This window comes from Verrucosispora sp. ts21, from assembly GCF_002879555.1.
GTDB classification, from domain to species: domain Bacteria; phylum Actinomycetota; class Actinomycetes; order Mycobacteriales; family Micromonosporaceae; genus Micromonospora; species Micromonospora gifhornensis.
Map to the genome: position 1 here is coordinate 23,691 of NZ_PNOZ01000032.1, position 24,087 is coordinate 47,777.

The 24,087-nt window shown below is 71.0% G+C and carries 22 protein-coding genes; 14 read left to right on the forward strand and 8 right to left on the reverse strand.

Translation table 11 applies throughout. From position 1 onward, the window contains the following. Positions 1–696, forward strand: coding sequence for an SDR family NAD(P)-dependent oxidoreductase (locus C1A38_RS15720; RefSeq protein WP_102658567.1), 696 nt, complete (start codon positions 1–3; stop codon positions 694–696). On the opposite strand, the gene C1A38_RS15725 is transcribed toward C1A38_RS15720, so the two are convergent. Further along, positions 681–1,433, reverse strand: a complete 753-nt coding sequence (locus tag C1A38_RS15725; protein WP_502696938.1) for a dTMP kinase — start codon at positions 1,431–1,433, stop codon at positions 681–683. The genes C1A38_RS15720 and C1A38_RS15725 overlap by 16 nt on opposite strands. A 104-nt stretch (positions 1,434–1,537) precedes the next feature. Here C1A38_RS15725 and C1A38_RS15730 point away from each other — a divergent pair, with 104 nt between their 5' ends. The 5 genes from C1A38_RS15730 (at position 1,538) to C1A38_RS15745 (ending at position 4,053) form a co-directional block, all read left to right on the forward strand. Next, complete coding sequence (locus C1A38_RS15730) at positions 1,538–2,185, forward strand: nucleotidyltransferase family protein (protein ID WP_269764269.1); 648 nt, start codon at positions 1,538–1,540, stop codon at positions 2,183–2,185. Continuing rightward, a complete protein-coding gene (locus C1A38_RS15735; RefSeq protein WP_102658569.1) occupies positions 2,182–2,454 on the forward strand; it encodes a hypothetical protein in 273 nt (90 codons plus the stop codon). The genes C1A38_RS15730 and C1A38_RS15735 overlap by 4 nt, the downstream gene beginning before the upstream one ends. A gap of 10 nt (positions 2,455–2,464) precedes the next feature. Beyond that, complete coding sequence (locus C1A38_RS15740) at positions 2,465–3,241, forward strand: metallophosphoesterase family protein (RefSeq protein WP_102658570.1); 777 nt, start codon at positions 2,465–2,467, stop codon at positions 3,239–3,241. Further along, a complete protein-coding gene (locus C1A38_RS31380; protein WP_018786997.1) occupies positions 3,232–3,375 on the forward strand; it encodes a GPGG-motif small membrane protein in 144 nt (47 codons plus the stop codon). The genes C1A38_RS15740 and C1A38_RS31380 overlap by 10 nt, the downstream gene beginning before the upstream one ends. Before the next feature lie 177 nt (positions 3,376–3,552). Then, positions 3,553–4,053 carry a TspO/MBR family protein gene (locus tag C1A38_RS15745; protein ID WP_102658571.1) on the forward strand — a complete coding sequence of 167 codons (501 nt, stop codon included), beginning with the start codon at positions 3,553–3,555 and terminating at the stop codon, positions 4,051–4,053. Between the two features lie 55 nt (positions 4,054–4,108). Here C1A38_RS15745 and C1A38_RS15750 read toward each other — a convergent pair whose 3' ends face one another. Beyond that, the gene (locus C1A38_RS15750) at positions 4,109–4,906 is read right to left on the reverse strand and encodes a peptidoglycan DD-metalloendopeptidase family protein (RefSeq protein WP_102658572.1); all 798 of its coding nucleotides are present in this window, start codon (positions 4,904–4,906) and stop codon (positions 4,109–4,111) included. A gap of 254 nt (positions 4,907–5,160) precedes the next feature. Here C1A38_RS15750 and C1A38_RS15755 point away from each other — a divergent pair, with 254 nt between their 5' ends. The 5 genes from C1A38_RS15755 to C1A38_RS15775 all read left to right on the forward strand — a co-directional run bounded on the left by C1A38_RS15755 (position 5,161) and on the right by C1A38_RS15775 (position 11,405). Beyond that, the gene (locus tag C1A38_RS15755; RefSeq protein ID WP_102658573.1) at positions 5,161–6,513 is read left to right on the forward strand and encodes an ABC transporter substrate-binding protein; all 1,353 of its coding nucleotides are present in this window, start codon (positions 5,161–5,163) and stop codon (positions 6,511–6,513) included. A 71-nt stretch (positions 6,514–6,584) separates the two neighbouring features. After that, positions 6,585–7,637, forward strand: coding sequence for a carbohydrate ABC transporter permease (locus tag C1A38_RS15760; RefSeq protein WP_102658574.1), 1,053 nt, complete (start codon positions 6,585–6,587; stop codon positions 7,635–7,637). Between the two features lies 1 nt (position 7,638). After that, a complete protein-coding gene (locus C1A38_RS15765; RefSeq protein ID WP_102658575.1) occupies positions 7,639–8,601 on the forward strand; it encodes a carbohydrate ABC transporter permease in 963 nt (320 codons plus the stop codon). A gap of 57 nt (positions 8,602–8,658) precedes the next feature. After that, entirely contained in the window at positions 8,659–9,693 is a 1,035-nt protein-coding gene (locus C1A38_RS15770) for a LacI family DNA-binding transcriptional regulator (protein WP_102658576.1), read from the forward strand. A gap of 83 nt (positions 9,694–9,776) precedes the next feature. Continuing rightward, entirely contained in the window at positions 9,777–11,405 is a 1,629-nt protein-coding gene (locus C1A38_RS15775; RefSeq protein WP_102658577.1) for a glycoside hydrolase family 13 protein, read from the forward strand. A gap of 15 nt (positions 11,406–11,420) precedes the next feature. Here C1A38_RS15775 and C1A38_RS15780 read toward each other — a convergent pair whose 3' ends face one another. The 3 genes from C1A38_RS15780 to xylA all read right to left on the reverse strand — a co-directional run bounded on the left by C1A38_RS15780 (position 11,421) and on the right by xylA (position 15,597). Next, on the reverse strand, positions 11,421–12,845 hold the full coding sequence (locus C1A38_RS15780) for an MFS transporter (RefSeq protein WP_102658578.1): 1,425 nt from the start codon (positions 12,843–12,845) through the stop codon (positions 11,421–11,423). Positions 12,846–12,971: 126 nt separating this feature from the next. After that, the gene (xylB, locus tag C1A38_RS15785; protein WP_102658579.1) at positions 12,972–14,399 is read right to left on the reverse strand and encodes a xylulokinase; all 1,428 of its coding nucleotides are present in this window, start codon (positions 14,397–14,399) and stop codon (positions 12,972–12,974) included. A 10-nt stretch (positions 14,400–14,409) separates the two neighbouring features. After that, a complete protein-coding gene (gene xylA / locus C1A38_RS15790; protein ID WP_013735577.1) occupies positions 14,410–15,597 on the reverse strand; it encodes a xylose isomerase in 1,188 nt (395 codons plus the stop codon). Positions 15,598–15,646: 49 nt separating this feature from the next. Between xylA and C1A38_RS15795 the strand changes: the two genes are divergently transcribed. Together C1A38_RS15795 and C1A38_RS15800 are read left to right on the forward strand one after the other, a co-directional pair. Continuing rightward, complete coding sequence (locus tag C1A38_RS15795; protein ID WP_102658580.1) at positions 15,647–16,906, forward strand: ROK family transcriptional regulator; 1,260 nt, start codon at positions 15,647–15,649, stop codon at positions 16,904–16,906. Between the two features lie 144 nt (positions 16,907–17,050). Beyond that, positions 17,051–18,694: a SpoIIE family protein phosphatase gene (locus C1A38_RS15800; RefSeq protein ID WP_199180217.1), complete on the forward strand. Its 1,644-nt coding sequence runs from the start codon at positions 17,051–17,053 to the stop codon at positions 18,692–18,694. A gap of 5 nt (positions 18,695–18,699) precedes the next feature. On the opposite strand, the gene C1A38_RS15805 is transcribed toward C1A38_RS15800, so the two are convergent. Further along, complete coding sequence (locus C1A38_RS15805) at positions 18,700–19,251, reverse strand: MarR family winged helix-turn-helix transcriptional regulator (protein WP_233196851.1); 552 nt, start codon at positions 19,249–19,251, stop codon at positions 18,700–18,702. Positions 19,252–19,344: 93 nt separating this feature from the next. Between C1A38_RS15805 and C1A38_RS15810 the strand changes: the two genes are divergently transcribed. Next, positions 19,345–20,472: a PP2C family protein-serine/threonine phosphatase gene (locus C1A38_RS15810; protein ID WP_102658582.1), complete on the forward strand. Its 1,128-nt coding sequence runs from the start codon at positions 19,345–19,347 to the stop codon at positions 20,470–20,472. 9 nt (positions 20,473–20,481) lie between these two features. Here C1A38_RS15810 and C1A38_RS15815 read toward each other — a convergent pair whose 3' ends face one another. Both C1A38_RS15815 and C1A38_RS15820 read right to left on the reverse strand, forming a co-directional pair. Continuing rightward, positions 20,482–21,969 (reverse strand): sugar transferase, encoded by a 1,488-nt coding sequence (locus C1A38_RS15815; protein ID WP_102658583.1) that lies wholly within the window; start codon positions 21,967–21,969, stop codon positions 20,482–20,484. 208 nt (positions 21,970–22,177) lie between these two features. After that, positions 22,178–23,944: a substrate-binding domain-containing protein gene (locus tag C1A38_RS15820; RefSeq protein WP_102658603.1), complete on the reverse strand. Its 1,767-nt coding sequence runs from the start codon at positions 23,942–23,944 to the stop codon at positions 22,178–22,180. Positions 23,945–24,087 lie beyond the last annotated feature (143 nt).

Sequence of the window (24,087 nt, forward strand, 5' to 3'; positions counted from 1 at the left end):
ATGGCGGGACGCAGCGTGTTGATCACCGGAGGCACCGGCGGGCTCGGCACCGCGGTGACCGCGACTTTCGTCGACGCGGGCTGGCGGGTGGTAGCTCCACAACGGAACCAACCGACGCCGCACCCCGAGCCGGACGCCAACGCGCCGGTGCGACTGGTCGCGGACCTGACCGACGCGGCCGACGCGGCGCGGGTCGCGGAGGTGGCCGCCGGGGACCCCGAGGCACCGCTGCGGGCGGTGATCAACCTCGTCGGCGGGTACGCCGGCACCGGCCTGGTGCACGAGACTCCGGTCGAGGAGTTCGACCGGATGCTCACCCTCAACCTGCGCCCGACTCATCTGGTCACCCGGGCGGCGCTGCCGCACCTGATCAGGGCGGGCGGCGGCGCGGTGGTGTGCGTGGCGTCCCGCGCGGCGGTCGCTCCCTTCCCCGGCGTGGCAGGTTACGTGACCGCCAAGGCCGCCGTGCTCGCCTTCGCCTCGGCCGTCGCGGTGGAGTACAAGACCGCCGGGGTGCGCTGCAACACGGTACTGCCGAGCGTCATCGACACGCCGAGCAACCGGGCGTCCATGCCGGACGCGGATCACTCCCGGTGGGTGGCACCAGCCGAGATCGCCTCGGTGATCCATTTCCTGGCCTCCGACGAGTCCGCGCCGACAAGTGGGGCGACCGTGCCGGTCTACGGCCGGGCCTGAACCGGCACCACGGCAGCGGTGCCCGCGGCGCGTACGCCACACCAGAGTGGGTCGGTTCCGGTCGGAGAGTTCTCCTCCGCCAACCATCCGGCCAGGTGTCCCCGGATCTCCCGGGCCACCTCCTGGGCGGGCCGGGCCGCGTCGATGACGACGAACGTCGGGTACTCCGGCAGGGTGCGGTAGGCGTGGTCGGCGGCGGCCAGGTAGGTCGGGCTCTCCTGGTCGGTGCCACGTCGCTCGATCCGCCGGTACGCCTCGGCCGGGTCGATCGCCATCAGGAACGTCACCTGCGGTTGCGGGAAGATCCGGTAGGCGGCTCGGACGAGAGGCTCCCAGCGTCGCCCACCGTGCGCCCGGAGGCTGGCGTACTGGCAGACGGCGTAGCGGTCCATGATCGCCGTCCGGCGCGTCGCCCAGCAGGCGAGCAGAGCCGCCGCGATGGCCAGCCAGCGCAGGACGGACTCCACCAGGAGCATCCCGTCGCGCCCGACGAGCCGTTGCGCGTCCGGCCGGCCCAGCCGGTGGGCCGCCCGACCCAACCATCGTCGACCGCCCGCATTGCGGTGATATGTGGCATAGTGACCGACTTCGGTGAGTGTGTCGGCGAGTAACTGCGCCTGAGTGGTTTTACCGGAACCGTCGATGCCGACCAGCGCCACGGCACGCAGCCGCGCCGCGCGTCTGCTGCTGGATGTCGGTGCCGAACAGGCCGGCCGAGAAGCTCGCGTCGAACTCACCACTCTCGACAGATTATCCGACCGGCGCCCACGGCCTGCGTGGTACCTCCCGGTTAGGGCAGGTTCACGGTGTTCCGCAAGCAGGACAGGTGTGGGCGGGCGGAATGCCGGGTACGGACCCTGAACCCCCCAGGGTGCACCCCCAACGAGTCGACGGGAGAGTCGAAATGGCCGAGCGCGACGACGAAACTCTTCTCCACACTCTGAAGAAGGTCGCCGCCGTGCTCAAGCAGGCCGACATTCCGTTCGCCCTCGGCGGGAGCTTCGCCGTCTACGCCCACGGCGGGCACTCCAGCGAGCACGACGTCGACTTCCTGATCCGTCAGGGCGACGTCGACGCCGCTCTGGAGGCGCTCGTGGCCGCCGGGTTCACCGCCGAGCGGCCACCGGAGGACTGGCTGGTCAAGGTCTACGACGGCGGCCGGATGGTGGACCTGATCCACCGCCCGATCGAGACCCCGGTGACCGAGGAGACCTTCACCGACACGGTGGTGCGTCCGGTCGACGCCATCCACATGCCGGTGCTGTCGGCGACCCAGCTGATGGTGCACAAGCTGCTCAGCTTCTCCCAGCACTACTGCGACTTCGCCCGGGGTCTGCCGTTGGCGCGGTCGCTGCGGGAGCAGATCGACTGGGAACGGGTACGTAAGGACACGCAGCACTCGCCGTACGCGGAGGCGTTCCTGGTGCTGCTGGACAGGCTGGACGTCGTGCCGGACGCCGGCACGGCCGACGGGAGGGGAACACCGTGACCGTGCACGACCCCGGCGCCGGACCACCCGACGAGTACGTCGAGGCGGAGATCCACCGGCTGCTCACCGAGGATCCGGCCGTGGCCGAACAGGGAATCACCGTGGTCCGTACGGAACGCGGCCTCGTGCTGTACGGCGAGGTGGAGAGCGCGAACCGGCGGAACGAGATCCTGCGCCGGGTGGCGGGACGCTTCCCGGACGTGCCGATCACCAGCGACATCGGGGTGACTCGCACGCAGGCGCCCACGGAGATCGAGCAACTGCCCTGAGGGAGGTTCCATGGTTATCCGGATCGCTGCCGTGGGTGACGTGCATCTGGACGAGGACGTGGTCGGCCGGTTCCGGCCGGCGCTGGAGGAGCTGCCCGGCCGCGCCGACGTCCTGCTGCTCGCCGGTGATCTGACCCGGCACGGCACCGAGGCCGAGGCGCGCTGTGTGGCCCAGGAGTTCGGGGGTCTGGGCGTACCGGTGATCGCCGTGCTCGGCAACCACGACCACCAGTGCGACCAGGTACCGCAGGTGGTCGGGGCGCTGACGGAGGCGGGGATCACCGTGCTGGAGGGCGACGGGGTGGTGCTCGACTGTGCCGACGGGCGACTGGGCGTGGCCGGGGTCAAGGGCTTCGGTGGCGGATTCGCCGGCCGCTGCGCCAGCGACTTCGGCGAGCCGGAGATGAAGGCCTTCGTCCGCACCACGACCGAGAGCGCCGACCGGCTGTCGGCGGCACTCCAGTCGCTGGACTGCGACGTGCTGGTCGCGCTCACCCACTACTCGCCGGTGCCGGACACCCTCGCCGGTGAGCCGTTGGAGATCTACCCCTTCCTCGGCTGCTACCAGTTGGGCCAGTCGATCGACTCCGCGCCGACCGCGCTGGCCCTGCACGGGCACGCGCACCACGGCTCGGAGCGGGGTGTCACCCCCGGCGGGGTCCGGGTACGCAACGTCGCCCATCCGGTGATCAAGCAGGCGTACAGCATCTTCTATCTGGGTGATCACCTGGATCAGGCAGAGGTTTCCTCAGTCGGCACCGGGGGTATTCAGCAATCATGGAGCTGATTCTCTGGATTCTCGCAGTTGTACTGGTCGTCGCCGGCATCCTCGCGCTGTTCCGCCGGCAGATCCTGTGGGGCATCGTCCTCATCGTGGTCGGGCTGCTGGTCGGCCCGGGTGGTGTCAGCATCTTCAGTTGACGTGGCGACAAAGGCGTCGCCCGCAAAAGGACCCGCCGGGGTCGTCGTGACCGGAACTCCGTCCTCCCGACCGGAGCCACCGGGCACGGCGACCCCGGCGTGCTGTCCGCACCGTTCGATGTGTTCACAGATCGGCACGCAGGTTTGCCGACCCCCTGACGCGGAGAAGCTGCCATCATGCGGATGACTACGGCACGTACCCGACAGCCCACCCGCGGCGCGCGACAGTGGTGGGCGCTGGCCGGTTTCGCGGTGGCCGTGTTCGCCGCGGCGGCCCTCGGCAGTCTGGCCGTCACCGGCACGTCGGCCGAGTACGCGAGCCTCGACCAACCCGGCTGGGCACCGCCCCCCTGGCTGTTCGGGCCGGTCTGGACCGTGCTCTACGCGATGATCGCGGTGGCCGGCTGGCTGGTCTGGCGTCGGGTCGGCTTCGGCCCGGCCCTGATCGCCTGGGTGGTGCAGCTCGTGCTCAACGCCGCCTGGACGCCGTTGTTCTTCGGCGCCGGCCAGTACGGTCTGGCGTTCGTCGAGATCGTGGTGCTGTGGCTGGCGATCGGCGTCACCGTGCTGCTGTTCCGGCGGGTCAGCACACTGGCGACGGGGTTGCTGCTGCCCTACTGGGCCTGGGTCACCTTCGCCGCCGCGCTCAACTACTCGATCTGGCAGCTGAACGGGTGACCTCCCCCGGGCACGGCACTTGTGGCGCCGTGCCCAGGGTGTCGTCGAGGTGCCGTCAGCAGCGCGGGACGTTCGGGATGAACCCGTCGTGACCGGTATAGACGTACGCGTCCGCGATGAACCTGCCCGCGCCGATGCGGTTCCAGATCGAACTGGTGCCGTACGTGCCGGTGACCGTGGTGCCCCGGGTCTGGCAGTGGATCGTGACTGAAGCGCCGTTGGCGAGCGAGCCGACGGCCGAGTAGCCGGTGCCCGGACCGGACCGTACGGTCAGGTTGGCACCTGCGGTGCGTACGGTGCCGGAGCCGGTGTTCGACGAGCAGCCGTTGCCGCTGGTGTAGGTCTTGGTGCCCCAGTACAACGCGAGCGTGCCGCTGAACCGGATCTTGATGTCGGCCCCGTTGAGCCGCTGCTCGTAGTGCAGGTGGGCGCCGCTCGAATTACCGGTGCTGCCGACCCAGCCGATCACCTTGCCGTAGCCCACCGACTGGCCGACGGAGACGTTGAAGCCGCTCAGGTGGGCGTAGTAGGTGTGGTAGCCGTTGCCGTGGTTGATCCGGACGTACTTTCCGTAGCTGGTACCGCCCAGGTCGGTCACCCGGTCGACGGTGCCGGGCGCGCTGGCCACCACCGGGTCGCCGGCGTCGTTCGTGCGATTGAAATCGATGGCGTTGGCAGGGCTGTGGCCGCTGCGGGTCTGCCCGGACCACGACTGGCCGCAGGGGAACGGCACCTTGAAGGTCGGCGCGGCCATCGCGGGCGCCGCCGGCACCAGCACACCGACGACGAACAGCACCAGGGCTCCCGCGGCGACCAGCCGGGCCACGACAGGATTCAGCCACCGATCAGGCATCTGACACCTCCGACGTTGAAACTGCTCAATGGGTGACAACCAGGGTGACAGGAATCCTTCCGTGTCGATAGATGCAGCATCCGGCGGGAGCGCGACCAGCGGCGGTGAGCCGATTTCGGGATTGTTACTCGTCCGTGTCGTCCCAGGGGTGGACCGCGCCCGATGCAAGCGCTTACATGTGAAAACGCCCCATCGGACCGGCGCCAGGATGACCGGATGCGACCCGGCCAGCGCCGGCTAGAAAGGAGGACGGCATGGCGGTCTTTGCCAGGCCACGCCAGGCCCTCGCGATCGCTGGCGTGCTCGGGCTGACGCTCGGCGTCACCGCGTGCGGCACCGGAAGCAGCGACAACAGCGGCGGCAACAACAACGCCGATTCCGCCGAGTGCGCCCCGTACGAGAAGTACCAGGGTCACAGCGGCAAGAAGGTGAGCATCTACTCCTCCATCCGCGATATCGAGGCCGACCGCCTCGACCAGTCGTGGAAGGAATTCGAGGACTGCACCGGCATCGACATCAGCCACGAGGGCAGTGGTGACTTCGAGGCGCAGCTGCCCGTACGCGCCGACGGCGGCAACGCGCCCGACATCGCGTTCATCCCGCAGCCCGGTCTGCTCCAGCGGTTCGCCGAGCGGGGCCAGATCAAGGCCGCCAGCGCCGACACCAAGGCGATGGCCGAGCAGAACTACCCGGCCGACTGGCTGAAGTACAGCACCGTCGGCGGCACCTTCTACGGCGCGCCGCTCGGCTCGAACGTCAAGTCGTTCGTCTGGTACTCGCCGAAGATGTTCCAGGAGAAGGGTTGGACCGTTCCGACCACCTGGGAAGAAATGATCAAGCTCAGCGACACCATCGCTGACAGCGGCACGAAGCCGTGGTGCGCGGGCATCGAGTCCGGTGACGCCACCGGCTGGCCGGCCACCGACTGGATCGAAGACGTCATGCTGCGTACGCAGACCCCCGAGGTCTACGACCAGTGGACGACGCACGAGATCCCGTTCAACGACCCGCGGGTCGTCGAGGCGGTCGACCGCGCCGGCACCATCCTGAAGAACGAGAAGTACGTCAACGGCGGCTTCGGCGGGGTGCGCAGCATCGCCACCACCGCGTTCCAGGAGGGTGGCATCCCGATCACGGCCGGCAAGTGCGCCCTGCACCGGCAGGCGTCGTTCTACGCCAACCAGTGGCCGGAGAACACCAAGGTGGCCGAGGACGGCGACGTGTTCGCGTTCTACTTCCCGGCCATCGACCCGTCGCGGGGCAAGCCGGTGCTGGGTGGCGGCGAGTTCGTGGTCGCCTTCGCCGACCGTCCCGAGGTGCAGGCGGTGCAGACCTACCTGGCCTCCGGTGAGCACGCCAACAGCCGCGCGAAGATCGGCGACTGGGTCTCGGCGAACAACAAGCTCGACCTGGCCAACGTGAGCAACCCGATCGACAAGCTCTCCGTGGAGATCCTCCAGGACGACAGCTCGGTCTTCCGGTTCGACGGTTCCGACCTGATGCCCGCCGCCGTCGGCGCCGGGACCTTCTGGAAGGGCATGGTCGACTGGATCAACGGTAAGGACACCGCCAGCGTCCTCCAGGGCATCGAGAGCAGCTGGAAGTAATTCCGGTGGTGGGCCGGTCCGCGTTCGCGGGCCGGCCCACCGGCTCCGTGGAGTAACCCCTGGGAGGGTTGATGAACTTCGACTTCGCCGACCAGGCGCCGAAGATGATGATGTTGCTGTGGGGGCTCGTCGCCTTCGCAGTGGTGGTCGGCGGCCTGCTCTTCGTGCTCGACGCGGTGCCGTCCTACTTCGCCCGGCGCCGCGAGGCGCAACTCGTCGCCGCCTCCGCCAGCGGGGCTCCGCTGCCTCGGCGGACCAAGCCCCGCGAGGGGTTCTTCGCGCTGTTCTTCCTGCTGCCGACGGTGTTGCTGCTGCTGATCGGTCTGGTGGTTCCGGCGCTGCGGACCACCCTGCTGTCGTTCATGGACGGCGGCAGTCAGAACTGGGTCGGCCTGGACAACTACCGCTGGATGTTCGCCGATGACGCGATCGTCCGGGTGCTGCTCAACACCCTGGTCTGGGTGACGCTGGTGCCGCTGGCCGCCACCGCCATCGGCCTGATCTACGCCGTGCTGGTGGACAAGGCCCGGCTGGAATCCGTCGCCAAGTCACTGATCTTCATGCCGATGGCGATCTCGTTCGTCGGCGCCAGCATCATCTGGCGGTTCGTGTACGCCTACCGGGGCGAGGACCAGGACCAGATCGGTCTGCTCAATCAGATCGTGGTCAGCCTCGGCGGCGAGCCCCGGCAGTGGCTGCTCGACTCGCCACTGAACACGCTGCTGCTCATCGTGATCATGGTGTGGATCCAGGCCGGTTTCGCCATGGTGGTGCTCTCCGCGGCGATCAAGTCCATCCCGGCCGACATCGTGGAGGCGGCCCGCCTCGACGGCGTCAATCCGTGGCAGATGTTCTGGCAGATCACCATGCCGAGCATCCGGCCCGCGCTGATCGTCGTGGTCGTCACCATCTCGATCGCCACGCTGAAGGTCTTCGACATCGTGCGGACCACGACCAACGGCAACTACGACACCAGCGTGATCGCCAATGAGATGTACAACCAGGCGTTCCGGTACGGCCAGAACGGGCAGGGCTCCGCGCTCGCGGTGTTCCTGTTCATCCTGGTGGTGCCGATCGTGATCTTCCAGATCCGGAACCTGCGTCAGCAGCGACGGGAGGGCTGAGATGACCACCACCACTCCCCCGGCCGCGGTCGGCGCCCAGCAGAACGACGGTTCCACCCGGGCCTCGCGGGTGCGCAAGCGACTCAACAGCCGTACGGCGACAGTGGTCGCGATCGTCATCGCGGTGGTCTGGACGATCCCCACCTTCGGCCTGTTCATCTCCTCGTTCCGGCCAGAGGCGGAACTGAAGACCACCGGCTGGTGGACGGCCTTCACCGATCCCCAGTTCACCCTCAAGAACTACCAGGACGTGTTGTTCGGGCAGTCCGCCTCGTCGGGGCAGCTCGCCAACTACTTCGTCAACTCGCTGGTGATCACCCTGCCGTCGGTGTTGTTCCCACTGGCCTTCGCGGCACTGGCCGCGTACGCGCTGGCCTGGATCAACTTCCGCGGCCGGGACTGGCTCTACATCGGCATCTTCGCGCTCCAGATCGTGCCGTTGCAGATGGCCCTGGTGCCGCTGCTCAGCTTCTTCTCGCGCGGAGTCAGCCTGGGCGGGATCACCCTGATGCCCGCCTGGAACCTCGACGGCGCACAGAACTTCGCCCAGGTGTGGTTCGCACACACCTGCTTCGCGCTGCCGTTCGCCGTGTTCCTGCTGCACAACTTCATCTCACAACTACCCAAGGATCTGATGGAGGCGGCCCGGGTCGACGGGGCCACCCACCCCAAGATCTTCCGCACCATCGTGCTGCCGTTGGTCGCACCCGCCCTGGCCGCGTTCGCCATCTTCCAGTTCCTCTGGGTCTGGAACGACCTGCTGGTCGCGCTGATCTTCGCCGGTGGCAGCGAGGTCACCGCACCACTGACCGTGCGGCTGGCCGAACTGGCCGGTACCCGGGGCAACGAATGGCAACGGTTGACCGCCGGGGCGTTCGTCTCGATCGTCGTACCGCTGATCGTGTTCCTGTCGTTGCAGCGCTACTTCGTTCGAGGGCTGCTCGCCGGCAGCGTCAAGGGCTGACCCACCGGTGGTGCCGCCGTAGCGGCGGCACCACCGCAGGTCGTGAGTGGGGTTACCGTGACGAGGATCGACGATGTCGCCCGGTTGGCCGGAGTCTCCACCGCCACCGTCTCCCGGGCGCTGCGGGGACTGCCCACCGTGTCGGCGGCGACCCGCCGACGGGTGCTGGCCGCCGCCGAGCAGTTGCAGTACGCCGTCTCACCGAGCGCATCGCGCCTGGCCGGTGGCCGTACCGGTGCCATCGCCGTGGTGGTTCCCCGGATCACCCGCTGGTTCTTCGGGGTGGTCGTCGAGGCGGTCGAGGACTTCCTCCACCAGTGCGGCTACGACCTGTTGCTGCACAACCTGGGCGGGCGGGAACAGAACCGTCAGCGCCTGCTGCACCCCGCCAACCTGCACAAACGGGTCGACGGCGTGATGCTGGTCGCCACCCCGTTGCGGCCCGCCGACCTGACCGCCCTGACCACGCTGGACCTGCCCGGGGTGACCGTCAGCTCCGGCACCGGCGTGCCCGGCTGGCCCTGCGTACGCATCGACGACGTGGCCGCCGCGCGGATCGCCACCCGGCACCTGCTGGACCTCGGTCACCGGCGGATCGCGCACATCTCCGGCGACCCCGACGACGAGTTGGCCTTCACCGCGCACCTGGACCGGCGGCGTGGCTACCAGGAGGCGCTGCGCGCGGCCGGGCTGTGGCCGGACCCGACCCTCGACGTGGAGTCCGGGTTCGACATCGCCGGCGGCACCCGGGCCACCGAGGAACTCCTGCGCCGAGGTGACCCGCCGACGGCCATCTTCGCCGCCTGCGACGAGATGGCGATGGGCGCGTTGACCGCCCTGCGCGACGCCGGCCTGCGCGTACCGCAGGACGTCAGCCTGATCGGCATCGACGACCATGCGCTCTCCGGCGTGCTCGGCCTGAGCACCATCGCCCAACCGGCGGCCGAGCAGGGGCGGCTGGCCGCCGAGATGCTGATCGACCCGCTTCGCGGGCGGACCCGCGCCTCCGACTGCGGCGCGGACGAGCTGCCGGTGATCCTGCCCACTCGGCTGGTCGTACGGGACTCGACCGCCCCACCACGGGCAAACTGATTCGACGGGTCACCGTCGCCCGCCGCCGCAACCCGCTCGGACCATGGGAGTACGCCCTGAACGACAACCCGACCCCCCAGCCCGTGCCCGCCGTGACGACCACCGGATGGTGGACCGAGGCGGTGATCTACCAGATCTACCCGCGCTCGTTCAGTGACTCCGACGGCGACGGTATCGGTGACCTGCCCGGCATCACCGCCCGCCTGGATCATCTGCGCCAGCTGGGGGTCGACGCGATCTGGCTCTCCCCGTTCTACCCGTCGCCGCAGGCCGACGCCGGGTACGACGTGGCCGACTACCGGGACGTCGAGCCGCTGTTCGGCACGCTGGCCGACGCCGACGACCTGATCGCCCAGGCACACGCCCGCGGGCTGCGGGTGATCGTCGACCTGGTGCCCAACCACACCTCGTCGGCCCACGAGTGGTTCCAGCAGGCCCTGGCCGCCGGGCCGGGCAGCCCCGAACGGCAGCGCTACATCTTCCGCGACGGGCGGGGACCCGACGGTGCCGAACCGCCGAACGACTGGCAGAGCGTCTTCGGCGGGCCGGCCTGGACCCGCGTCGCCGACGGCCAGTGGTACCTGCACCTGTTCGACACCGCCCAGCCCGACCTGAACTGGGACGAGCCGCAGGTACGCGCGGAGTTCCTGGACGTGCTGCGGTTCTGGCTGGACCGTGGGGTGGACGGCTTCCGGGTGGACGTGGCACACGGCCTGATCAAGCAGGCCGACCTGGCGGACTGGCACGAGCCGCAGGAGATCCTCTCCGGGCAGGAGGTGGACAAGCCACGCCCGCCGATGTGGGACCAGGACGGCGTACACGAGATCTACCGGGACTGGCGGCGGCTGCTGGACGGTTACCCCGACGAACGTGTCCTGGTGGCCGAGGCGTGGGTGGAGCCGGCCGAGCGGCTGGCCCGCTACGTCCGCCCCGACGAGATGCACCAGGCGTTCAACTTCGAGTACCTGCTCGCCGCGTGGACCGCCCCGGCCCAGTACGCGGTCATCACCCGTTCGCTGGAGGCCACCGACGCGGTCGGCGCGCCCACCACCTGGGTGCTGTCCAATCACGACGTGGTGCGCCACGCCTCCCGGCTCGGCCTGCCGATCGGCACCCCGCGACCCAACGGCATCGGCATCGGCGACCCGCAGCCGGATGCCGCGGTCGGTCTTCGCCGGGCCCGTGCGGCCACCCTGCTGATGCTCGCCCTGCCCGGCTCGGCCTACCTCTACCAGGGTGAGGAACTGGGCCTGCCGGAACACACGTTGATGCCCGACGAGGCCCGCCAGGACCCGACCTGGGAACGCAGCGGGCACACCCAACGCGGCCGGGACGGCTGCCGGGTGCCGATCCCCTGGGAGGCGGACGCGCCGTCGTACGGCTTCGGGCCGACCGACGCGAGTTGGCTGCCCCAGCCCGGTGTGTGGGCCGAGTACGCGCTGGACCGCCAGCGTGACGTGCCCGGCTCGACCTACGAGATGTACCGCACGGCGCTGCGCCTGCGGCGTAGCCACGCCTTGGGTCGGGGCACCGTGCAGTGGCTCTCCTCCGGCGACGAGGTGCTGACCTTCCGCAACGGCGACGTGGTTGTGCTCACCAACTTCGGCACCGCCGGCGTACCGCTGCCCGCCGGCGAACTGCTGCACAGCAGCGCGCCACTGGACGAGGACGGCTCCGTCCCCACCGACGTCACCGTCTGGGTGCGGGTGTAAGGAAGGGCACCTTCCTTACAGCTTCTCCGCGCGGGTGTGCAGGAGGTGCGCGACGTCAGAGATGTCCTTGGGTGAGGTGCGGGCGGCGAGCCAGTACATGATGCCGGTGGGGATGAAGAAGAGCTGGAAGGCGGCCAGCCCGACCGCGTAGTTCAACGGTGGCGGGAACGCCGCCCGCAGGGCGTGGAAGGCCACCCCGACCAGCCCGTTCCCGGCCGCCCGCCCCACCCCGTTGACCAGGTTGCCCAGGCTGTAGACAGTGCCCCGGTGCTCCGGCGGGTTCGCGTCGGCGATCAGGGCGAACCAGTTCGGCGAGTTCGCCGAGGTCAGCGCCAGCGCGAGCAGCGCGGTGAGCAGGCTCAGCCCGACGGTGGGCTCGGTGACGACGCTGGCCAGCACGGCCCGTACCACCGCGCCGGTGCCGGCGCCGTCGGGCACGTCGATGCGGATCGGCACGAAGAAGAGCACCAGATAGAACGGCACCGCGGCGAGCACGCCGACTGCGGCGACCATGGCCCGACCGGACGGCGTACGCCGTTGCAGCGCGTCGCCGACCAGACCACCGACGATGGAGAGCACCCCGCCGAGCTGGAACAGGGTGGCGAAGACGCTGCCCACCACGATCGCGGTAGCCATCGAGTAGCCCTGGTCCTGGGCCCGCTCGGCGAACAGCACCGGCAACCAGACAAGCGAACCGAAGGCGGCCTGCGCGGTGAGGCCCTGGAGGATGAGCCAGCGGTTGGTCCGGCGGCCGAGAATGACGGGCAGGTCACGGCGGCTGATCCGGTAGTCGTAGTCCGCGCCGCCGGCCAACGCGTCGGCCAGTTCCGGTTCGCTCTGGCCGCGCCGGATGTCGTACGTGAGCAGGTAGGCCGCCGTGGCGACCAGGCCGACGACGGCGAGCAGCAGGAACGGGCGACGCCAGTCGACCGCACCGAGCAGCCCACCGACGAGGGTGCCGGCCAGCGTGCCAGCGCCCTGGGACAGCCCCCAGAAGCTCATCACCAGGCCCCGCCGACGCGGCGAGATCAGGTCGGTGACCACCGAGAAGCCGACCGAGCCGACCGCGCCCAGCCCCACCGCGGCGAGCAGTTGCGCGGCCAGAAAGGTCGGATAGCTCCCGGCCAGAGCACTGCCACCGGTCCCGACGGCCCAGATCAGGGTGCCGATCATCAGCAGCGGTTTGCGGTTGGTGCGGTCGCCGAAATAGGCCCAGCCGACCGCCGCGACCGCGCTGACCAGGAAGCTGACCGCGGTGACCAGGCCGAGCAGGCGCTGCGGCACCGCGAACGACTCCGCGATCGCGCCGTACAGCGGTGGCACCAGCCCGATCGCCACGTTGTCCAGCGAGGCGAGCAGCACGAACACGACGACGCTGTAGAGGCGGTGCGCCGCGCCACCACCCCACACCCGTGGGGCCCGGCCCGTGGTCGACGTCATGCGGGCAGCCAACCAGGACGCGACGACGGACCGATCACCGGCCCACCCCATCGTGCGCAACGAAATCCCCGGACCGAGTGGCTCCACCCCCGTGGAAGCCACTCGATCCGGGGATCAAGGGGTGGATCACCCCTGGGCCAGGCGGTCCAGGTGGTGATCGCGGGCCAGCGCGTAACGCTCCCGGATGGCCGGGACCGGTTCGGCGGCGTACTCCCGGGTGCCGGCAGGCGTCCAGGAGGGCGCCTCCGCCGTGCCGAGCGCCAACCAGGCGGCCTGGCGGGCGGCGCCGTCGGCGACGTACTCGCCGGGCGGCGGGACGACCACCGGGCAGCCGAAGACCTGCGCGGCGATGCGTCGTACGGCGGCGGAGCGGGCCCCGCCACCGACCAGGAGCACCCGGCGGGGCTGCGCGCCCTGGGCGGCCAGCGCGTCGAGACCGTCGGCGAGCGCGCAGAGCATGCCCTCCACGGCTGCCCGCGCCAGGTGCGCCGGGGTCGAGGTCCGCAGGGTCAATCCGTGCACCGCCCCGGTGGCCAGCGGCCGGTTCGGGGTGCGCTCACCCTCCAGGTACGGCACCAGCACCAGCCCGTCCGCCCCGGGCGGGGCGGACAGCGCGAGGTCGGCCAACTCGTCCAGCCCGACCCGGAGCATCCCGGCGGCGGCGTCCAGCACCCGGGCCGCGTTGAGCGTGGCGACCAGCGGCAGGAACCGGCCGGTCACGTCGGCGAACCCGGCGACGGTGCCGCCGGCGTCGGCGGCCGGGGTCTCCGCGATGCTGAAGACGGTGCCGGACGTACCGATCGAGACCAGCACGTCACCGGAACCGGCACCCACCCCGAAGCCGGCAGCGGCGTTGTCGCCGGCACCGGGAGCGAGCAGCGCCGGCGCGGCACCGGGCACGGCTGCCGGGTCGAGGTGACCGGCGGACTCGGCCGGGCCGAGCACGGTGGGTACCCGTACCACCCGGCCGAGTGCGCGTTCCAGCAGGTCGGGACGGTACTCCCCGGTGGCCGGCGACCAGTAGCCGGTGCCGCTGGCGTCGCTGCGGTCGGTACGCAACGCGTCCAGCCCGGGTGCACCGGCCAGCCGCCAGGTCAGCCAGTCGTGGGGCAGGCAGACGGCAGCCACCCGCTCGGCGTTGGCCGGCTCGTGTCGGGCCAACCAGCGCAGCTTGGTGACGGTGAAGCTGGCCACCGGCACGCTGCCCACGGCGTCGGCCCAGAAGCGCCCACCGCCGGCCTCCGCCACCAGTTCGGCGGCGGCGTCGGCCGAGCGGGTGTCGTTCCACAGCAGGGCCGGCCGGATCACCTGCCCGGCGTCGTCCAGGCAGACCATGCCGTGCTGCTGACCGGCGACGGAGACCGCGGCGACGTCGGCCAGTCCGCCGGCGGCCTCGATCGCCGTCTGGAGGGCCGACCACCAGGCCTCCGGGTCGACCTCGGTGCCATCGGGGTGCGGTGCCCGGCCCTGGCGTACCAGGGTGCCGGTCTCCGCATCCCGGACGACCACCTTGCAGGACTGGGTGGAGGAGTCCACCCCCGCGACGAGCGGCATGCCGTCCGCCTCAGCGTGCGCCGAGCAGGTGCTCGACGGCGAGCTGGTTGAGCCGGACGAAGCCGAAGCCACGGGCGGCGACGGCGTCGACGTCGAACTCCTCGAACGCGCTGGTGTCGGCGAGCAGTTCGGCGTACCCCTCGCCCTCGCCCAGCGTCGGCACGCCCAGCTCGGCGACCTTGCTGGCAGCGAGCGCCTCGGCCACCTCCGGGTCGGCCCGGAACGCCGCGGCCCGCTCCTTGAGCAGCAGGTAGGTGCGCATGTTCGCCTCAGCGGAGGCCCACACGCCGTCGAGGTCCTCGGTGCGGGAGGGCTTGTAGTCGAAGTGCCGCGGCCCCTCGTAGGCCGGCGCGCCGGCCGGGCCGCCGTGCTCCAGCAGGTCGACCAGGGCGAAGGAGTTGAGCAGGTCACCGTGGCCGAAGACCAGGTCCTGGTCGTACTTGACGCCGCGCTGGCCGTTGAGGTCGATGTGGAACAGCTTGCCCTGCCAGAGCGCCTGGGCGATGCCGTGGGCGAAGTTGAGCCCGGCCATCTGCTCGTGGCCGACCTCCGGGTTCAGGCCGACCCGCTCCGGGTGGGCGAGGGTGGAGATGAACGCCAGGGCGTGCCCGACGGTGGGCAGCAGGATGTCGCCGCGCGGCTCGTTCGGCTTGGGCTCCAGCGCGAACCGCAGGTCGTAGCCGCGGTCGATGACGTACTGGCAGAGCAGGTCGACGGCCTCCCGGTAGCGCTCCAGCGCCGCCTGGACGTCCTTGGCGACGTCGTACTCGGCGCCTTCCCGGCCACCCCACATGACGAACGTCTTGGCACCCAGCTCGGCGGCGAGGTCGACGTTGCGCAGCACCTTGCGCAGCGCGAAGCGCCGCACGTCACGGTCGTTGCTGGTGAAGCCGCCGTCCTTGAAGACGGGCTGCTGGAACAGGTCGGTGGTGACCATCGGCACCACCAGGCCGGTCTCGTCGAGCGCCTTGCGGAACCGGGCGATCTGCGCGTCACGGGTGGCGGCGTCCGACCCGAAGGGGATGAGGTCGTCGTCGTGGAAGGTCACCCCGTACGCGCCCAGTTCGGCGAGTCGGTGCACCGACTCCACCGGGTCGATGGCGGTACGGGTGGCGTGGCCGAACGGGTCTCGACCCTGCCAGCCGACCGTCCAGAGCCCGAAGGAGAACTTGTCGGCGGGGGTGGGACGGGGTGCCATGGCAGACCTCCGGTGATGTCGTCCGCTATTTGTTCAGTGGTTGAATTAAATGGCGGTGATGTGGCAGTGTCAAGAGGTGATCCCAACCGCAGCCCCGGCCGGCGCGGTGCGCCAGGGCAGCCTCCGCGAACTGAACCTCGCCCTCGTGCTCGGCCGGATCGCCGCCGCCCCCCGACCCCCCTCACGGGCCGCGCTGGCGGCCGAGACCGGCCTGACCCGGGCCACGGTCTCCGCCGTGGTGGAAGACCTCGTCGCCGGACGGCTGGTCACCGAGGCGGAGCCGCAGCCGCGCTCCGGTGCCGGCCGACCGGCCCGTGGTCTGGTGCTCGCCGGTGACGGCCCGGCCGGGCTGGGCCTGGAGGTCAACGTCGACTACCTGGCCGCCTGCGTCGTCGATCTCGCCGGTGAGGTCCGGCACCACTGCGTGCACCGTGCCGACCTGCGGCCGGTCTCCCCCGCCGACGCGCTGGGCCGGCTGGTGCGGCTGGCCGCCGAGGCCCGCGCCGCCGCCGACGCACAGGGCCTCATCCTGGCCGGCGCCGCCCTGGGGGTGCCCGGCCTGGTCGACGACGTCGGTCTGGTCCGGCTCGCACCGAACCTCGGCTGGCGCGACGTGCCGGTCCCCGAGCTGCTGGCCGAACATCCACCGCTGACCGAGGTGATCGATGGCGTGCCGGCGCTGGTGGTGGACAACGAGGCCAACCTGGCCGCGCTGAGCGAGTTGCACGCGGGTGCCGGTCCGGGCAGCTTCCTGCACATCTCCGGCGAGGTCGGCATCGGTGCCGGCATCGTGCTCGACAACGCCCTGTACCGAGGCGCCCGAGGCTGGAGCGGGGAGATCGGCCACATCCCGGTACGACCGGACGGCCCGCCCTGCCGGTGCGGCGGTCGGGGCTGCCTGGAGCGCTACGCCGGACAGGAGTCGATCCTCGCCGCGGCCGGCCTGGCCGGGGCGGATCTGCCCGCCGACACCGCGCCGAACCGGTTGGCCGAGCTTGCCGGGGCCGGCGACGCGACAGTGCTGCACGCCCTGCACGAGGCCGGCGTGGCGCTCGGGGTGACCGTGTCCAGCGTGATCAACCTGCTGGATCTCGACACGGTGGTGCTCGGCGGCGGCTACGCGCCACTGGCACCCTGGCTGCGGCCACCGATGCTCGCGGAGATCGAGCGTCGGGTGCTGACCGCGGCCTGGTCGCCGGTGACCGTCCGTCCGGCGGTCCTCGGGGCGACCGCCGCCGCCGTCGGCGCGGCCGGATCGGTGGTACGCCGGATCATCGCCCGACCCGTCGCCTGGTTGGCCCGGCTGTAGCGGGCAGCGCGTCGCGCATCTCGGCATGTCGGTGTGTCGGGGGTACTCGGTACCCTTGCTCCACAACAACAATCACCGTGACCGCAGGAGCGACACCACCGGCATGCGCACCTCTCGACAGCGCAGGACGCGCGGCGAGCATCGATGACCAGCACCCGCGAGGGCCGGGTCGCCGGCTCCGGACGCAGCAAGGGGGCCGGCAGGTCCGGCCGACAAGCGGTGGCTGCGCGCGTCGATCTGGCCGGTGAGCTCCTCGACGGGCTCACCGACGCGGTGCTGACCACCGACGACCACGGGTCGGTCGAGCTGGTCAACGCGGCCGCCGCCCGGCTGCTCCCCGAACTGCGTCCCGGCACCGACCTGGCCGGCTGCGCGGTGCCGGCCCTGGCGGCGGCGACCGTCGCCGGGCACACCCGCTTCGAGGCCGAGCACCACCACCGGCAGCTTCGCGGCGTACGGCGGGCCCTGGCCGGGGGCAGATCCGTCTGGTACGTCCGCGACGTCACCGAGGAACAGGCCCGCAGCGAGGCCCTGCTGACCGAACGCGGCCGTACCGCCTTCCTGGCCGACGCGGGCCGCCGGCTGGGGTTGGCACTGCACCGTGACCAGGCCCTGCGGGCCGCCGCCGCCCTGCCCGTGCCCTACCTGGCCGACCTGGCCCTGGTGATGCACCTGCCGGCGGTGCCCGCCGAGCAACGGCCGCACTGGGTCCGGCACACCGAGCGCCAGTCCGGTCCGGTGGCCGGAACGGCCGACTGGAGCCTCACCACTGCCCTGCCGGAGATCGAGGAAGCGCTCGACGGTGGGTTCCCGCCACCCCGGGTGTGGGCGGCCGGCCACCTGGACCCGATCGTTGCTGCCGACGTCGAACCAGGCGCGACCCTGCTGGTCAGCCCGATGCCCGGGGCCGGTCGGACGGCCGGGGCGCTGGTGCTGCTGCGGCACGCCCGACGGGGCGGCTTCGACCCGCGGGACGTCGACCTGGCCCGCGAGTTCGCCGCCCGCGCCGGTGCCGCCCTCACCATGGCCGAGTTGTACGACGAACAGGCCCACCTGGCGCGGGTGCTGCAGAACAGCCTGTTGCCGCCGGAGCTGCCCGGGATCGTCGGGATGGACGTCGCCGGGGGCTACCGTGCCGCCGGGGACAGCCTGCGTATCGGTGGCGATTTCTACGACGTCCTGCCCACCGACGGCGGCGCGTTGTTCGCCCTCGGCGACGTCTGCGGCAAGGGGGTCGGCGCGGCCGTGCTCACCGGCCGGGTACGGCAGTCGTTGCAGACGCTGCGCCTGGTCGAACAGCGGCCACTGGCGCTGCTGCGGCTGCTCGACCAGGCGCTGCTCGACATGTCCGACGCGGCCCGGCGCGGCCAGTTCACCACCCTGCTGCTCGGTACGCTGCGCCGCGAGCCCGAGGGCGGCCTACGGATCCGGGTCGCGGGCGGCGGGCATCCGGCCCCGCTGGTGGTCGACGCCGACGGCACGGTGACCTCGGTACGGGTGGGCGGGATGCCCGTCGGCGCCCTGCCCGACGCCCGGTTCACCGAGGTCGACCTGCGGCTGCCGCCCGGTTCGGTGCTGTTCGCCCACACCGACGGGGTCACCGAGGCTCGGGGCGGCCGACACGGTGCGGAGATGTTCGGCGAGCGACGGCTCCGTCAGGCGCTCTCCTCGGGGGCCGGCCTGCCTCCCGCCGCGCTCGTCGACCGGGTGTTGCGGCTGGTCGACGAGTGGTCCGCCGGGCAGCGGCACGACGACGTCGCGATGCTGGCGGTGACCCCGTCCGGCTGAACCGGTCAGGCCGTCCGGAAGACCGCGGTCTCCCCGTTCGACCAGCTCAGCGGGGCGTCGACGACGTCGCGGACCTCCGACAGATGACCGGTGTCCGGTTCGTCGGGCTGGGGCACCAGCGGCGACACCGGCCGGACGACCCGGGCCCGGGCGGCCTCGTCGAACTCCCGCAGACCACGCAGCAGCGCCGCGCGGCCCTCCGGTGTCATGTCGGCCAGGATCGTCGCCAGGTGCTGACGACGATCCTCGCGCAACTCGGCGAGGAGGCTGCGGGCCTCGGCGGTCAGGTGCAGGGAGATCTCCCGCCGGTCCGCCCGGCCGGGCTCACGTTCCAGCATGCCGGCGGCGACGAGCCGGTCGCAGAGCCGACTGGCCGAGGAGAGCAGCATGTCGAGCCCGGCGGCCAGCCTGCGCAGGTTGATTCCGTCCTGCCGTTCCACCAGCATGACGGCACGGAGCTGGGCGGTGGAGATCCGGTTCGCTGTGCGCTCCCGGGCACCGTCCCAGACAGTCAGCAGGGCACCCGCCGCGACATCCACCTCGGCAGCCATACTCATCTCGGGTCCTGGAAAACCATGCTGTTCCGCCATCGTGCGCCTGAGCGTACTCCGATTCTGTCGATCGATGCGCTTGTGATCAAGGAGATACCCATGAGTGAGCCGGTCGAGCAAGCCCGCACCGTGCTCACCACCGCCCCGGCGGACCTCCTGCTGAGCCGGATCAGAGGGCTGCTCGACCAGGAGTTCGGCATCGCGGACGTCGAACTCCTCCAGGTCGACTACCGGCTGGCCGCGCTGCTTCCGCTCACCCCCGGGGAGGCGGTGAGCGAACCGGGACACCCGGCCTGGCGGTGCTTCGACCACCAGAGCCCGGTGTACGTCGACAGCACGGCCTACCTACCGGTGAGCATGCGCGGCGAGCGACGCGGGGTGCTCCGGGTGCACCCGGTCACGGACGAGAGCCTGCTGGCCGACCTCGCCGAGATCGGCACCGCCCTGGCCCACGAACTGACCGCGGTCGACCCGGGAACGGACGTCTACCGCACCGCCCGGCGGGCCCGGCGGCTCACGCTCGCCGCCGAGATGCAGTGGGAGCTGCTGCCGGGGCGCAGCCGGATTCGACCCTCCTTCAGCCTGGCCGGGCAGCTGGAGCCGGCGTACGCGGTACGTGGCGACAGCTTCGACTGGTCCGACGACGGTGACCGGGTGTGGACCGCCACCATCAACGGCATGGGTGCCGGCGTCGCCGCGTCGATGCTCACCACGTTGGCCACCTGCGCGCTGCGCAACGCCCGCCGGGCCGGCATCTCCCTGGCCGACCAGGCCGCGCTGGCCGACCAGGCGATCTACGCCCTGCACCGGGGCGAGCAGTACCTCGCCACGCTGCTGCTCGAGGTCGACCTGCACAGCGGGTTGCTCACCGCCGTCGACGCGGGCTCGCCCCGGCTCGTCCTGCTTCGCGACGGCGAGGTCAGCGTGCAACCGCTGGAGGCGCAGTTTCCCCTCGGCATGTTCGAGGGGTCGCACTATCGCGAGCAGCACATCCAACTCCGGCCCGCCGACCGCCTCTTCATGATCAGCGACGGGGTGCTCGACGCGACCGGGCAGGACGTCCGCTACGGAGAGAGCGCGTTGGACCGGATGCTGCGCCGTACTGCGCCGATGAGCCCGCTGGACGCGGTCCGGTCCCTGCTGGGCGATCTGCGGGCGTTCGTCGCCGGCGATCTCACCGACGACGCGGTGGTGGTCTGCCTGGACTGGTACGGACCGCAGCCGTGACCGGTCGGGTCAGTACGCGCCCCGGCTGTTGACCACCGCGCCGAAGGTCTTCCAGAGAATCGTCAGGTCGGCTGCCAGTGACCAGTTCTCCACGTAGTAGAGATCCAGCCGGATGCCGTCCTCCCAGCTCAGGTCCGACCGGCCGCTGACCTGCCAGAGGCCGGTCATGCCCGGCTTGACCAACAGCCGGCGGGCCACGTCGCCGTCGTAGCGGGCCACCTCGGAGGGCAGCGGCGGGCGGGGGCCGACCAGGCTCATCTGCCCCAGCAGCACGTTCACCAGTTGTGGCAGCTCGTCCAGCGACCACTTGCGCAGCAGCCGCCCGACCCGGGTGACCCGCGGGTCGTCGCGCATCTTGAACATCAGGCCGTCGGTCTCGTTGCGCGCGGCCAACTCGGCAAGCAGGGCATCGGCGTTGACCACCATGGTGCGGAACTTGAAGACGCCGAACTCCCGACCGCCCTGCCCGACCCGGATCTGCCGGAACAACACCGGGCCGCGGCTGTTCAGCTTGATGGCCAACGCGATGACCACGAGCAACGGCAGCAGCAGCGCCAACGCCACGAGCGAGATCGACCGGTCGACGAAGCCCTTCACCAGCTTGCGGATGCCCCGGAACTCGGGCGCCTCCACGTGGATCAACGGCAGGCCGGCCACCGGGCGGGTGTGGATGCGCGGGCCGGCGACATCCGTCAGCGCCGGGGCGAGCACCAGGTCGATCCCGGTGCCCTCCAGTTGCCACCCGAGCCGGCGCAGGCGGGCGGCGGTGAGTTCACCGCTGGCGGTGACGGCCACGGTGTCCGCGCCGATGGCGGCGGCGGCCTCCGGGATGCCCCGGAACGAGCCGACCACCGGCACGTCGCCGAGCCGCTGGGCCACCGGGGCCAGCAGGGCGTCCGGGATGCACGCGCCCACCACCTGGTAGCCCGCGTACGGCTCGCGTCGCAGGGTGTGCACCAGTTCCAGCACGTGCGCGGTGTCGCCGACCACCAGCACCCGCCGGGACCAGCCGGTCCCCGCCGAGCGTGCCCGGTGCAGGCGCTTGCGCGCGGCGAACCGGGCGAGTTCGAGCCCGACCAGGCCGACGGCGAACGAGATCGCCAGGAATCCCCGGGACACGCCGACGTCGGCGATGTAACCGGCGATGGCCACCGCACCGGCCAGGCGGAGGCTGGCCATGCTGACCCGCCGGTACTCGTCCGCGCCGTAGCCGATCACCCGGTCGTCGTAGCAGCGCATCGCCTTGAGCGACAGCAGCCAGGCCAGCACCAGCCCGGGAGCGACCACGACGTACGGCACGTGGGTGCCGCGCGGCGCGGCCTCACCGAAGCGGGCCGCGTAGCCGGCGAGCACCGCCAGGGTCAGGACGGTGGCGTCCAGCACCACCAGGGTTCGCACGTAGGCCCGCTGGGCACCGCGTATCGAACTGCTCGATGACGCCGTGCCGTCGGGTCTTGTTGAAGATCTGGCGGGGGTCAACAGCGTCGCCGAGGTCACCAGCCCTCCCACTTCGCTCGCCGACGGCACGGGTCCGGCTCGACGGAGAGCCGGAGCTGCCGATGCACGTCGACATCCTCCCTTGAAAACTATGACGGCCAATTGCTTCCGACGTATTGCCGTCACTTTCCGTGCCGGGTAACCAGCCGGAAGCTGGCCTGTGGTAAGGGTTTCCCCGATACCGCAGGGCTCGCCCTTGAGGCACCGATCAGGCCGGCGCCTTCCGCAGGGCGATCGCTCGCAGGAAGATGTCACCGATCTTAGTCGGGTCGGCGGCGACGAACGCACCCCCACCGGCGCTCTGTGCGATGGTGTCCAGCTCCGCCTTGCTGACCTCGGTGCCGATGCCGATGATGATCACCTGGATCGGCTGGTCCGGGTCCTTGATCCGCTTCAGCTCGGCGAGCAGCTGCCGCTGCGAGATGCCGTCGGCGTCCTCGTTCTTGCCGTCGGTGAAGAGCACGATCGAGTTGACCTTGCCCGGTTCCCAGTTCTCCTGCACGTCCTTGTACGCCGCCAGCAGCGTGTCGTACAGACCGGTGTCGCCGCTCGACGAGGTGATCGTGTCCAGGCTCCGCTCCAGGTTGCTGCGCTGCCGCGACAGCGGGCCGGTCGGCACCACCTGACGGTAGTCACGCGCGCCGTCCAGCCTGGTGGAGAAGACCCACAGGCCGATCGACCAGGAATCGTCGAACAGGTTCAGACCCCGCCGGGCCGCTTCCGCGGTGACCTGCTGCCGGGTCGCCCCGTTGGCGGTCGGCACCGCCTTCTTCATCGAGCCGGACACGTCGATGATGCAGAGCATCCGACCGGAGAGGGTGGCGATGGACCAGCTGGAGACGGCCCGCTCCACCGCGTCCGGCGCGAGGCCACCGGCGGCGATGCCGCCCTGCGGCGGTGGCGCCGCGGAGGGGTCGCCGCCGGCCGGGCTCGGTGCGCCCTGCGGCGGCTCGAAGCCGCTACCCCAGTTGCCGTCCGGCCCACGCAGCGCCTGGGCCGCCAGCTTGTCCTTGAACGAAGGTGTGGTGAGCACCTCGAACAGCACCCGGGCGGCGGAGTCCTTGGCCGGCTCGATGCCCGGCAGCACCGCGTACGGGTAGTCCAACGGCAGCGGCGACGGCTTCAGGTAGAGCGCCGCCAGCGGCACCGGCGGCTTCTTCGCGTTGTACTGGATGACGTCCTCTTCGGACAGCGCCGCCGCGCCCAGTGAGCTGGCCAACGTGGTGCCGTCCGACGCGGTGGGGAACTTGGCGAGCAGGTCCTGGCGCAGCGCCGAGGCACCCGAGGCCAGCGCCCGCAGCGCGCCGATGCGGTCCTGCTCGGCGGTGGCACCGCCGGACGAGGCCGCGGCGGTCATCAGCGACAGCAGCCCGGACAGGCCGGCGGCGTCGCGGGTCGGCTCGACGATGCCGGTCTTCAACGGCCGGTCGCTGTTGACCCGGGCCAGCAGCTCGGTCCAGCCGATCTCCTTCTGCGGCCAGCCCATCAGCCGTCCGGCGATGGGTTCGGGCATGGCGACGACCACCGGACTGCTCGCGATCGACGCGCCGTTGCCCGGCGCGAAGGCCGCCGCACCGCCGGTCTGCAACCGCAACAGCCAGGTCGAGGAGTCCGGGATCCAGACGTCGGGGCTCACCGCCGTGCCGCTGGCCTGGCCTACGCCGGCGAGGCTCGCCCCGTGCTTGGCCGCCACCACCGCTGCCACCTCGACCGCGTCGGCAGCCGCTACGGTCACGTCGATGCAGGTGCCGTCGACCGCGGCACCTTTTTCCTCCCACTCGGAGGCCGCCGCGTCGACCGCCGGCGCGAGTTCGGTCGCGACCGCGACCGACAACTCGATCTTGCCAGAGCAGTCCGGGCCGGCGAGCTGGCGATAACCCACCCACCCACCGGCGGTGACGACGAGCACGCCGACCGCGGCTGCGGCGGCGGCACCGTGAATACCTGAACGCATGCGATGGCGGCCTGCTGACACGCTGACCATCTTGCGGACCTGGCCATGGGACTGCCATGGCCGTTCGGACGAAAGTTACAGAGGAGAAACAGTTTACCGTGATTTAGTAACTTTGAGTGACGACTCAGCGGCGCAATGTGGATGGATCGCTGCCCACCACCACG